At 70.2% G+C, this 11,416-nt stretch carries 12 protein-coding genes; 3 read left to right on the top strand and 9 right to left on the bottom strand.

Translation table 11 applies throughout. From position 1 onward, the window contains the following. Nucleotides 1-7 precede the first annotated feature (7 nt). A complete protein-coding gene (locus ACFJIX_RS30450; RefSeq protein WP_297532068.1) occupies nucleotides 8-352 on the top strand; it encodes a translation initiation factor Sui1 in 345 nt (114 codons plus the stop codon). A gap of 4 nt (nucleotides 353-356) precedes the next feature. Here ACFJIX_RS30450 and ACFJIX_RS30445 read toward each other — a convergent pair whose 3' ends face one another. From ACFJIX_RS30445 to ACFJIX_RS30435, 3 genes are all read right to left on the bottom strand, one after another. Beyond that, nucleotides 357-1,274, bottom strand: coding sequence for an antitoxin (locus ACFJIX_RS30445; RefSeq protein ID WP_377156675.1), 918 nt, complete (start codon nucleotides 1,272-1,274; stop codon nucleotides 357-359). Between the two features lie 17 nt (nucleotides 1,275-1,291). Next, nucleotides 1,292-2,197: a type IV toxin-antitoxin system AbiEi family antitoxin gene (locus ACFJIX_RS30440; protein ID WP_377156674.1), complete on the bottom strand. Its 906-nt coding sequence runs from the start codon at nucleotides 2,195-2,197 to the stop codon at nucleotides 1,292-1,294. Nucleotides 2,198-2,429: 232 nt separating this feature from the next. Continuing rightward, complete coding sequence (locus ACFJIX_RS30435) at nucleotides 2,430-3,089, bottom strand: class I SAM-dependent methyltransferase (protein ID WP_377156673.1); 660 nt, start codon at nucleotides 3,087-3,089, stop codon at nucleotides 2,430-2,432. 231 nt (nucleotides 3,090-3,320) lie between these two features. On the opposite strand from ACFJIX_RS30435, the gene ACFJIX_RS30430 reads away from it, so the two are divergent. Then, nucleotides 3,321-3,587, top strand: a complete 267-nt coding sequence (locus ACFJIX_RS30430) for a hypothetical protein (protein WP_377156671.1) — start codon at nucleotides 3,321-3,323, stop codon at nucleotides 3,585-3,587. A 75-nt stretch (nucleotides 3,588-3,662) separates the two neighbouring features. Here the strand turns inward: ACFJIX_RS30430 and ACFJIX_RS30425 are convergent, their stop codons facing one another. Continuing rightward, the gene (locus tag ACFJIX_RS30425; protein ID WP_377156669.1) at nucleotides 3,663-4,238 is read right to left on the bottom strand and encodes a DinB family protein; all 576 of its coding nucleotides are present in this window, start codon (nucleotides 4,236-4,238) and stop codon (nucleotides 3,663-3,665) included. A gap of 97 nt (nucleotides 4,239-4,335) precedes the next feature. Between ACFJIX_RS30425 and ACFJIX_RS30420 the strand changes: the two genes are divergently transcribed. Next, a complete protein-coding gene (locus ACFJIX_RS30420; RefSeq protein ID WP_377156667.1) occupies nucleotides 4,336-4,581 on the top strand; it encodes a DUF3297 family protein in 246 nt (81 codons plus the stop codon). Nucleotides 4,582-4,584: 3 nt separating this feature from the next. Here ACFJIX_RS30420 and ACFJIX_RS30415 read toward each other — a convergent pair whose 3' ends face one another. From ACFJIX_RS30415 to ACFJIX_RS30395, 5 genes are all read right to left on the bottom strand, one after another. Continuing rightward, nucleotides 4,585-6,003 (bottom strand): sensor histidine kinase, encoded by a 1,419-nt coding sequence (locus ACFJIX_RS30415; RefSeq protein ID WP_377156665.1) that lies wholly within the window; start codon nucleotides 6,001-6,003, stop codon nucleotides 4,585-4,587. Then, a complete protein-coding gene (locus ACFJIX_RS30410; RefSeq protein ID WP_377156664.1) occupies nucleotides 6,000-7,349 on the bottom strand; it encodes a sigma-54-dependent transcriptional regulator in 1,350 nt (449 codons plus the stop codon). The genes ACFJIX_RS30415 and ACFJIX_RS30410 overlap by 4 nt, the downstream gene beginning before the upstream one ends. 106 nt (nucleotides 7,350-7,455) lie before the next feature. Continuing rightward, on the bottom strand, nucleotides 7,456-8,688 hold the full coding sequence (locus tag ACFJIX_RS30405; RefSeq protein ID WP_377156663.1) for an ABC transporter permease: 1,233 nt from the start codon (nucleotides 8,686-8,688) through the stop codon (nucleotides 7,456-7,458). Between the two features lie 64 nt (nucleotides 8,689-8,752). Then, nucleotides 8,753-10,066, bottom strand: coding sequence for an ABC transporter permease (locus ACFJIX_RS30400; protein WP_377156661.1), 1,314 nt, complete (start codon nucleotides 10,064-10,066; stop codon nucleotides 8,753-8,755). A gap of 17 nt (nucleotides 10,067-10,083) precedes the next feature. Then, on the bottom strand, nucleotides 10,084-11,406 hold the full coding sequence (locus tag ACFJIX_RS30395; protein WP_377156660.1) for a TolC family outer membrane protein: 1,323 nt from the start codon (nucleotides 11,404-11,406) through the stop codon (nucleotides 10,084-10,086). Between the last annotated feature and the right edge of the window lie 10 nt (nucleotides 11,407-11,416).

Genomic DNA, 11,416 nt, shown 5'->3' with positions numbered 1-11,416 from the left:
CGGAGCGATGGCGCTGGTGTATTCGACGAACGGCGGGCGCGTGTGCCCGGACTGCCGGCAGGCGCAGGCCGATTGCCGCTGCAAGGCGCAGGCGGCGAACGCGGTGCTGGGCGACGGCAAGGTGCGGGTGCGCCGCGAGACGGCGGGCCGCAAGGGCAAGGGCGTGACGGTGGTGCTCGGGCTGCCGATGACGGCGGCGGAGCTCACGGAGACGGCCAAGAAGCTGAAGGCCGCCTGCGGCAGCGGCGGCACCGTCAAGGACGGCACGATCGAGATCCAGGGCGATCACCTGGACAAGGTGATGGCCTGGCTGACGACGGCGGGATTCGCGCCGAAGAAGGCGGGGGGCTGAGGCTTCAGTTGCTGCTGTCCGAGCCTGATCCACCGGCACGCCGGGTCGCGATCGCCTTCAGGAGTTCGGACACGATGTGGCTCGCCTCCCGCTGCCGCAGCAGGCGGATTTCCTCGTCGTCCGGCCCGTCGCCCAACTCGAAACGGGCCGCCCCGACCGGACCGTCCTTGAGGTAACCCTCGACGCCGAGGTCGTCCGCGAAATGCCGCGCCAGTAGCTGCAGCGCCTCCTCAATGGCCGCTGCGTGCCTGCCCGCCAGCGCGCGCATGAATGCGTCGGCCGCGACTTGGAGCGGACGGGCGTGTTCAAGGCAGAACACCAGATCGTGCGCATCCTTGCGCTCCCAGCGCTGGTGGAACGCGAATGCCTTGAGCGTCGTGAATGCCACCAGGTCCGCGTGCTTGAAGCGTTGCGTCACGATGCCGTTCCCGCCCAGCGTCTCGGCTGTGATCGTCGCTGTCTCGAAGTGGTCGAAGACGATCGATGAATGCGGCACGTTGAGCGCGCTGATGTTGCCCTCGGTGGGCAGCGCCTCGACACGCTTTTGCCCGGGCATGTCGGCCAGGAACTCCAGCCGCAGTAGCGTGCGGCCTGTCCGGACCTCCCACCGCCAGTTGATGCGCTGTTGCCGCTCGTTCAGTCCTCGTTCGAAGCCGAGCTTCTTGAGGTTGTCCTCGAGTGAGCGGTAGGCGTCGACCGTTGCAAGCAAGGCGGTCTCGACGACGACGTCGACATCCTGCGTGCCGGCGTGTTCCGGGACCTCCGGTGGATTGCGCTTGACGAGGTAGCGCGGCGTCAGCCCGCCGACCAGGACGACGGAATCGGCCCAAGGTCCAAGTCCGCGCATGAGGGTGACGAGCAGGCGCTCGCAATCGAGGGTGAGATCGGCCGCATAGGCGTCGGCCGTCTGAGGTTTGTTCACGGTGGAGGCTCCTTCGTTCAGAAGCCCAGCACCTGCTCCCGCAAGAATCGGCCGGCATCGGGTGCGCGACCCGGGGCGACCATCAGATCGACATAGGTCTGCACGGGCGAGGCGAGAAGGACTTCGTCCCTCCGCTGTACGAAGCGCAGTCCGGATGGTTCGACTTCGATCACATTCAGGTTGGAGCCCTGCTGCACTTCCCGCAAGCCGCATCGTGCGATGGCCCGCTCCAGCGCCGCAGGGGTCGCGCGCAGAGTCGCCACGCTCCATTGGGTCAGGTAGGGCGCATAGATCTGCGCCGCCGCTTCGCTCGTGATCGCATAGCCATCGGTGGAGTCGGCGTCCCCGGCGAAAGCGCTCGCGGCGAAACGCAGCAGATCCTCGCCTTTCTGCCCGGCTACGAAGAATCGATGGACGCGCCGATGACCCAGTTGGTCCTGCTCCTGTGTCACCCAGGCGTCGAGCAACGCGGGCGCCTTTGCCAACTTGCGAACCTTGGTCGGACCGCTGCCCTGCGTGTCGACCCACTCGTCTGACTCCAGGTGCGCCAGCAGCTTGGACACGCTCGCCGGCGAGATGCCGCTGGCCGTGGCCAGCTCGTTCACGGAGCACCATCGATCCGGCGCGAGCAACAAGGCATGGAGCACGGGCGTGCGCGCGGAGGAGAACAGCTTGAATCGAGAGGGTCGAACGGCGCCGAGGACCGGGCTGGGGTCGAGATCGACGATGACGTAGATGTCCTCAAACGGGAGCCGCAACTTCCCATCGGCTGAGAAGCTGCCGGTCCCCGACTCGAGCAGCAGCTCCCGAGCGCCTGGCGAGATGAGATCTGCGACCACGACGACGTGCTGCCCCTTTTCGCGCCGGACGATGAGATCCCGGGCTTGTTGGGGATAGACCTTCGATTTCACGTCGACCAGCAAGGTCAACCTCCGCCCAGCCACATGGAGATCGATCGAGGCGTCGTGCCCCATGGCGTGAGCCGTAGCGCTGGGTTTCACGTGCGACACATGCGGCAGCTTGCCAAGCGCTTCGCCGAGCGCGACGAGCTGAGCGCGACTGCGGTTCGACGGTCGAAGTGAAGCCATATTTCGTTTTTTGCCCTTATTTCGTCACGAGTAAATAAGGCTAGTATGCGAAATATTGACGTCGGATTCAAGCGCGATCGGCTGCGCGGAGTGTCAGCGTGTGCCAGCGCGTCCCTGTCGCGTTCAGCACCGCGTCGCTCACCGTGTGCGCGGCGAGTGAGAAACCTATGGTCGCCAGCAGCGCCGCCACGCACGCCGGCGCGTGATTCGCGAAGCTGCGGCCGTCGACGTCGCGGCCCTCGGCCAACGTGCCGTCGCGTTGCTCGGGCAGCGCCAGCAGCATCACCGCGCCCTCCGCGGCTTGCTGCCCGTCGGCTGAGCGCCGCAACATGGCGGCCAACGCGGACAGCGCGCCAGGGAGGTCATCCGCGCCGACGTGCATGAGCACCGCGCTGCACACGACGCCATCGAATCCGTCCGGAGCCACATCGCCGAAGGGGCGTCCCAGGTCGGGCAGGGCGCCGTCGCGCAGTCGGCCCGCCAGTTCCGGGAACTGCACGAGCGCGCGTTCGCGCATCTCTGAGCTCGGCTCGACGCCATAAGCGTCCAATCCCGCCGCCAGCATGCCGGCGACATCGCGCCCCGCGCCGGCGCCGACGTCGAGCACGCGGCTGCCGCGCGGCAGCGCCGCCTCGACGACGGGCAGCATCGCGCTGCGTCGCGACTCGGGCTGCGAGGCGAGGCGCCCGGCGTAGCGCCGGTAGAAGTCGTCGGTGCGAGGGTCCATGGATCCATGATGCCGCAGCTCCGCGCGAGCGTCGGGCAGGGCGTCGGGCGGACGTCAGGCAGACGTCAGGCGATACCTGAAGCAGGACCTTGGGCGCATAGCGTCACGCGAGTGAGGGGGTGGGTTGGAAACAGTCGCGCGACTTGCGACGTTTGCACGCGCGGTGCTGGAGGCGGCGTCCTAATGTTGTCTCGTCCGGCACCACCTCCCCGTGGGCCGCGGAGACCGTCCATGAGTCCTTCCCAGTTCGGTGCGCTCCAGCGCGAGTCAGGCTCCCGCAGCAATCACGCCCACGTCCATGGTCACGGCCATGGCCGCTACCTGCTGCGCTTCGAGTCGCTGTTCCACTCCGGCCGCGGCCTGTCCTTCCCGTGCGACGAGCGCGGCCAGGTCGCACTCGACCAGCTCAGCGAGCAGGCCCGCGAGAACTACCTCTTCGCCCGCGCCGTCGTCGGCCACGAGTACGCGACGCCGGTGGTCCAGCGCTGCGACGACTGAGTCCTTGACCGACGTCGACGCGCTCGATGCGCTCAGTGCGCCCGGTGCGTTCGATGCGCTCGGTCGGCCCGGCGGTCAACGCGCCCTGAGCTGCGCCGCGTCGTACTGCCCCAGCACCCATTGCAGGCCCGCCAGGTGCTGCTGGTCGTGGCTGCACAGGTAGTGGATCAGCGACTTGAAGGTCAGCGGACCATACCCTTCGAAGCGCGCGCGACGCGCCAACTGCTCCGGCGTGATCGACGCCAGCAGCGCCAGCGTCTCCTGGCGCGCCGCCGCGAAGGCGGCCAGAGCGGCCGCCGGATCGTCCTCCCCGTAGCGGCGCTCGCGTGCCAACGCCTCCGTGTCCAGCGAGGGCAGCAGCGGGTCGTCTTCGCCCAGCGTGCGGCGGATGCGCTGCTGGTAGCCGTCGATCTCGATGTCCCGCACATGGCAGACCTGTTCGATCGCGGTGAGCGGTTCGCTCGGCACGCCGTCCCACGAAGGCGGCGCCCAGTGCCGCGCTTCAACCGGGAAGAGCGCGAAGTGCGCCGCCAGTTGCGCGGGGAAGGCCGCCAGCGCGTCCAGCGTGACGGCGTCGACGGCGGAGCGGGATAAGGCGCCGGATGAGGCGCGGGAAGTGACGCCGGATGGAGCGAGGGATGAGGAGGGCATGGCGTTGGCTGTCATGCCGGCGATATTAGGGCGTCGGTCTGCGGGACAATGCCGCGTTTTCCGATTCCCTTAGAACGCCCCCGTGATGAGCGACACCATGAGCGACACCACCCGCCCCGAACTGCCCGACCACCTGTCCATCGACCCGCGCAGCCCGCATCACGTCGCCGCCGTGTTCGAGCACGACATCGGCATCCTCTTCAACGGCAAGGAACGCAAGGACGTCGAGGAATACTGCGTCTCCGAAGGCTGGATCCGCGTTCCCGCCGGACGCACGCTGGACCGCAAGGGTCAGCCGATGATGATCAAGCTCAAGGGCAAGGTCGAAGCGTTCTACAAGTGACGATCAGCTTCTCGGCCAGCTGATCGCCACCCACAGGCCGCCGCCCTCGCGGTTGCCCATCGCGATGCGGCCACCGTGCGCCTCGGCGATCTCGCGCGCGAGCGCCAGGCCGAGCCCGCTCCCGCTGCGCTTGGTCGAGTAGAACGGCATCAGCGCCTGCGACAGCTGCGCCTCGGTCATCCCGGGGCCGCGGTCGCCGACCTCGATGCGCCAGTCCTCGCGCGCCGCGCCGACGCTCAGGCTCACGCCCTCCGGCGCGCTGCCGGACTCGTGCGCGTTCTTCAGCAGGTTGATCAGCGCCTGCTCCATCTGCGCCGCGTCGAAGCGCCCCGGCACCGCAGGCAGCCCGCCGATCAGCGCGAACGGGTAGTGCGCGCCCAGCGATTCGATGAAGGGCGACCACTCGACCGGCGCCAGCACGGGCGCCGGCAGCTTCGCGAAGCTCGCGTAGCCGGCCAGGAACTGGTGCAGGTGTTTCGCGCGGTCGCCGATGCTGGCGAAGACGCCGGGCACGCGCTCGTGCATGCCGCGCCGCGACAGCTCCGCACCGCTGTGCGCCAGCGACGAGATCGGCGCCAGCGAGTTGTTCAGCTCGTGGCTGATCACGCGGATCACGCGCTTCCAGCTCGCCACCTCCTGCCGCGACAGCTCCTTCGTCATGCGGCGCAGCAGGCGCAGGCGGTGCGGCTGCCCTTGCAGCCGGAAGTCGCGCATCGACAGGTGGTAGCGTTCCTCCTGCCCATCCTGCATGACGCTGAACAGCCCGTCCTGCGCGCCGGCGAAGGCCAGGCGGAGGTCTTCGGGCGCGTCGACCAGCAGTTCGTCGAGCCCGCGACCCGCCAGGCTGCGGCCCTGGTCCATCAACTGGCGCGCGGCGATGTTGGCGTAGGCGATGCGCTCGTTCGCGTCGGTCAGCAGCAGCGCCACCGGCGTGTTCTGCACCACCGTGTCCAGCAGCAGCTCGCGCTGCGCAAGGTGGCGCCGCTGCTCGCGCAGGGCCAGGCCCAGCTCGCTGTGCAGCCGCGTGAGGGTGGAGAGCTCCGCCAACCCGCCGGGAGGATCGGCGGCAATGCCGCTGCCGAACTCGCCGTCGCGGTAGCTGAGCACCGTGCTCTCCAGCGCCCGCAGCAGCCGCGCCAACGGCATCAGCAGCAGGCTCGCCAGGCCCCAGACGATGGGGAGCATCAGCAGGAAGGTGAGTCCGACCGCGGCGGCGCTCCAGGTCGCCGGGGCTTCGTGGCCCAGGGACCGCAGCAGTTGAGGCACCGGCCACAGCGTCAGGGTCAGGTGGATGGAGACCGCCGCGACGGCCGCGGCGATCAGGCACAGCGCCAGCCGCATGTGCAGCGAGCGATGCCAACTCGCGTGCCGGTTGGCGCGCGCCGTGGCGTGCCCGGTCGGGCCCGGCGGCGCCTCCTTCATCCGGCGTCCAGCCCGTAGCGTTCCATGCGCCGGTACAGCGCCTGGCGCGACAACCCCAGCGACTGCGCCGCGCGGCTGACCACGCCCGACGCCGAGGCCAGCGCGGCCACCACGGCCTCGCGGCTGGGCTCGTCGAGGTTGCGCGAGGCCAGCGGCGAGGTCAGCGGCGAGAGGGCCGGCAGTGCCAGGTCTTGCTCTCCGATGACGCGGCCCGGCGCCAGCAGCGCGGCGCGCTCGATGGCGTTCTTCAGCTCGCGGACGTTGCCCGGCCAGGGATGCGCCATCAGCGCCTCCCGCGCGCCGTCGCTGAGCGTCGCGCGGCCGGCCAGGAAGTGTTCCGCCAGCGGCAGGATGTCGGCCACGCGCTCGGCCAGTCCCGGCAGGGCGACCTCGATCACGTTGAGCCGGTAGTAGAGGTCTTCGCGGAAGGTGCCGGCGCGCACCATCGCGCGCAGGTCCGCGTTGGTCGCGGAGATCACGCGCACCGTCGTCTGCCGCGTGCGGCTCGAGCCGAGGCGTTCGAAGCGCCCCGTCTCCAGCACGCGCAGCAGCTTCACCTGGCCGGCCAGCGGCAGGTTGCCAATCTCGTCAAGGAACAGCGTGCCGCCGTCGGCGGTCTCGAAGCGGCCCTCGCGGGCGCGCGCCGCGCCGGTGTAGGCGCCGCTCTCGGCGCCGAAGAGTTCGGCCTCGATCAGCTCGCCCGGGAGCGCGCCGCAATTGATGGCGACGAAGGGCCCGTCGGCCACCGCCGAGTTGGCATGCACGATGGCCGCGACGCGTTCCTTGCCGCTGCCGTTCGGGCCGGTGACCAGCACCGGCGCCGCCGAGCGCGCGACTTGGCAGGCGAGCTCCAGGCAGCGCAGCAGCGCCGACGACTCGAAGACCAGGCCGTCGAGCCGGTAGCGGCGGCGCAGCTCGTCGCGACGCTGGCGCTGCTCGTGCCGGCTCTCGCGCAGCGCGCGGCCGTTCTCGGCCAGCTCCAGCAGGTTCTCCACCGTGGCCAGGAGCTTGGCATCGTCCCAGGGCTTGGCGAGATAGTCCGCCGCGCCGGCCTTCACCAGCGCCACCGCCTGCTCCAGTTGCGTCCAGGCGGTCAGCAGGATGATGGGCAGGTCGGGATGGCGTCCGCGCAGCTGCTGGAAGAGCTCGCGGCCTTCCTCGCCCGAGGTCGTGTCGGCGCTGAAGTTCATGTCCTGGATCACCAGGTCGACGCGGCGCTGCGCCAGCAGCGCCAGCCCCTCGGCCGGCGAGGCCGCGTAGAGCGCCTCGATGTCGTGCAGCGAGAGCAGCAGCGACAGCGCCTCGCCGACACCGGCGTGGTCATCGATGATCAGGACGGTTCTCATTGGAGGCGCAGCATATCAAGTGGAAACCGGCGCGAAGGGCCTCGCGCCGGTGAGGTTCCCGCGCTGAGCGAGGGAAGCGGAACGGCCGCGTGCGGGCCGTCGGTCGTCAGCCTCCGCGCAGCGCGGCCACCGGCGGCAGTGCCGCGGCCCGACGCGCCGGCGCGAACACCGCGATCTGCCCGAGCGCCCACAGCACCACCGCCCCGAGCGGCAGGTAGACGAGCGGCAGGCGCGGCAGCTCGTAGCTGCGCATCAGCAGCAGGCTGATGCCGTACGCGCCGATCATGCCCAGCACGATGCCGACGGTGGACAGCAGCAGGTTCTCGGTCTGGAAGTAGCGCAGGATCTGGCCGCGCGTGGCGCCCAGCGCGCGCCGCGTGCCGATCATCCGCGTGCGCTGCTGCACCCAGAAGCTGGCCAGGCCGACGATGCCGAAGGCGGTCACCACCAGCAGTCCGATACAGACGCCGGCCAGCAGCTGGATCATCGAGCGGTCCTGGCGGTAGTAGTCGTTGCGCTGCTTGATGAAGGTCTCCTGCTCGCGGATGACGCGACGCAGGCCCGGGCTGTTGCCGAGCAGCTTCTCGCCCGCCGCCTTCAGCACGGCCTCGGGGTTGGCGCCGGGCGCGACACGGATCATGAAGGTGCCGCCGCGGAAACTCGGTTGCACCGGCATCAGCATCGTGTGCAGTGCGTTCTCGTCCTGCGAGCCCGGGCTCGGCGAAGCCAGGTTCTCCACCACGCCGACGATGCGTTGCGGCTCGTTGCCGTAGACGTAGATCGCCTTGCCCAGCGCCGACTCGCCGGGGAACAGCCGTTCCGCCATGCGCTTGTTGATGATCGTCGCCGGCACGCGCGGGTCGGGGTTGGTGTCCAGGGTCGAGCCCAGCACGAATTCCTCGGGCTGGAAATCGCGTCCCTCCACCAGGCGCAGCCCCATCGTCGAGAGGAAGCCCGGTCCGGCCGTGTAGTGGCCGGCCACCACGCGGCTGGAGGTGTTGCGGTCCGCGGTCAGGCGCACGCTGGAGTTGTTGGAGTTGCGGCCGAACGGGTACTGGTTGGTCAGGCTCGCCGACACCACGCCCGGGACCTGCCGCAGCGCGACGAGGTCGGCCTGCGTCTGCGGCTCGGGGTTCTCGACCCGGGCCATGCTGGAGAGGGAGAGCACCACCAGCGCGTCTTCCGCCATGCCGGTGGGGGCATAGATGCGTTCGATGCGCTGCGCGATCAGGAACAGGGCGTTGCAGACGATCGCGCAGGTCAGCGCGATCTGCAGCACGATGAGCCCGGCGGCGGTCTTGTGACGCTTCAGCGTCGAGAGGATGGGCAGGATGTCCATGGGGCGGTCTCCTTGACTCGTCGGTAGTGCGGCGGCGCGTCCGTGCAGCGGCGCCGTCAGTGCGTCATTGCGTCTTGAGCTGGATGGCGGGCGTGATCTGGCACGCGCGCCAGGCGGGCAGCAGGCCGGCCATCACGCTGGCCGCCAACGAGACGCCCAGCGTGGTCGCGAGCATCTCCCAGTCCAGCTGCGCGAGCTGGGCGTAGTCCGATGGGTTCTGCCGCACCACCCACAGCCCGACCCAGGTCAGCGCCAGGCCCAGCAGGCCGCCCACCAGGCCGAGCGTGCCGGCCTCGACGAGGAACTGCAGGAAGATCTGCCGCCGCGGCGCGCCGAGCGCGCGACGCACGCCGATCTCGCCGCTGCGGCGCAGGCACTTGGCCAGCAGCAGGCCCACGGTGTTGGTCAGGCAGACGACCAGGAAACCGAAGGCCAGCCACACCTGCAGCCGGATGTCGCTGGGCACGACCTTGCGCTGGTTCAGCCAGTCCATCACCGAACTCAGTTTCGGATTGGCGGGCCGCTCGAACCGGCCGGCCTCGCGCTGCTGGTTGGAATACTGCGTCAGGTAGGTCCGGTAGTCCGCGAGCTGCTGCGGCGTGTCCAGCTGGACCCAGTACTGCAGCCAAGCGCAGGGCGTGTTGAGCGCGCGGGGATCCTGGCCGTTGGTGTCGCCCCAGCAGCTCATGTTGCCGGCACCGCCGAAGCGCAGTCCCAGCGAGGTGGACAGCGGGATGTAGGCGTCCGCCGGCTTGGCGTAGGCGCCCAGCGTCAGGTCGAAGAAATGCGGCGCGGGCCGCCACGGCTTGAGCACGCCGACGATGGTGAAGTCCTTGTCCCGCAGCCGCAGCATCTTGCCGCGGCTGTCGGCGCCGCCGAAGAGCTTGTCGTTGAGCTCGCTCGAGATCACCGTCACGCGCGCCTCGGCGCCGTCGTCCGCGGCCGTCCAGCCGTTGCCGAACTTGAAGGGCGTCTCGAACATCGCGAAGAAGTCGGCGGAGGTGAATCGCGCCCCGGTGAAGAACGGCGGTTGCGCCGCATCGCCGGAACCGGCGGGGTCGATCGCCAGGAACGCGCCCGTCATCACCACCTGATGCACGCCGCGCTTCTCGCGCAGCAGCGATTCCGCGTCGAAGCGGGTCAGCTGAAGCACCGGTTCGTCGCCGGGCTTCCAGTCCCGCTTGGTCTCGGCGTCGAGCTGCACGTTGAAGAGCCGGCCGCTCTTGTCCGGGATCGGATCGCCGGACATGACGTGGAACACCGTCAGCGTCGTCATGCAGGCGGCCACGCCCATCGCGATCGACAGCAGCATCAGCGCGGTCAGGCCGCGGTGGCTGCGCATGGCGCGCAGGGCGAGTTCGAGGTAGTAGGTCAGCATGGGGGTCCTCTCTCAGCTCACGGCTTGACGGGCACGGGATTCAGCAGCGTGTTCACGGACGCCAGCTCGGGTTCGCCGAGCGCGCCGGCCGCCTGCTGCAGCAGCAGCTTGGACAGCACGTACCGGTGGCGCGCCTGCTCCCAGGCGTTGCGGGCGTTGCTCTGCGTCTGGATCGCCAGCAGCAGGTCGGTCATCGTGCGCAGGCCCAGGTCCAGGCCGCTGCGCGTCGAGGCCAGCGCCTTCTCGGCGGCCTGCACCGCGGCGCCGGCCGTGCGCATCTGGCTCAGCGCGGACAGCACCGCCTGGTACTGCGCCTGCGTCTCGCGCGTCATGGCCCGGCGGGCGCTCTCGAGGTCGTCGCGCAACTGCTCGCGCTGGAAGATCGCCTGGCGCTTCTGCGACTCCGTCGCGCCGCCGGCGAAGAGCGGGATCGTCAGGCGCAGGCCCACGGTCGTCGTGTAGCGGCCGGCATCCTGCGGCGCGACGGCCGGGCCGGACAGCCGCTGGCCGTCCAGGCCGGCGCTCAGTGTCGGCAGGTGCGCGGCACGCGCGGCGGCGATGCGCTGGTCGCCGGCGCTCACCGCCAGTGCGGCGGCCTGCAGCGACGGGTTGTCGCGCAGCGCCTGCGTCACCCAGGCCTCGGGATCGGCCGGATCGGGCATCAGCATCGCGAGGTCGGGCGCGAGCGGCTTGAGCTCGCCCGGCATGCGGCCGGTGATCTGCGCCAGCGCCTGGCGCGCGTCGAGGAGGTCCTCTCGCACCGACGCCGTGTTGCCGCGCGCGAGCTCGTAATACGCGCGGCCCTGCTCGACGTCCAGCGACGCGGACAGCTGCGCATCGAAGCGCGACTGCGCCTGCGCGACCTGCTGGCCGTACACGTCCTCGATCGCCTGCGCCGTCTGCAGCGTGGCCTGCGCGTTCAGCACGCCGAAGTAGGCGCGGGCGACGCGGGCGCACAGGTCGGCCTCGGCGGCGCGCACGCGGGCGTCCTCGGCGGTGACCAGCGTCTTGGCCGCATCCCAGCTGCGCAGACGGCTCAGATCGACCAGGACCTGGTTCAGGCTGTGCGTCAGCTGGTGCTGGCGGCCGTCGTCGCGGGTGTGGGATTCGCTCAACTGCGCGGACCACTGCGGCAGCAGCTGCGCGCGGGCCTGGACGGCGAGTTCCTGCTGCTCGCCGCGCACGGCGCGGGCGCCGGCCAGCACGGGGTCGGCGGCGCGGGCCTGCGCGTAGATCTCGAGCAGGTCCTCGGCCGCGGCCGGCAGGCAGCAGCCCGCGCAGAGCAGGGCTGCCGCGAGCGCCGGCAGCACCGCGCGCCTCGAAGGGATGGGCAGTCTCATGGTCAGGCTG

The organism is Roseateles sp. UC29_93 (assembly GCF_042695725.1).
In the GTDB taxonomy this organism is placed as follows: domain Bacteria; phylum Pseudomonadota; class Gammaproteobacteria; order Burkholderiales; family Burkholderiaceae_C; genus Roseateles; species Roseateles noduli_A.
Note: the sequence above shows the minus strand (reverse complement) of the source record. Positions and strands in the feature narration are given on the sequence as shown.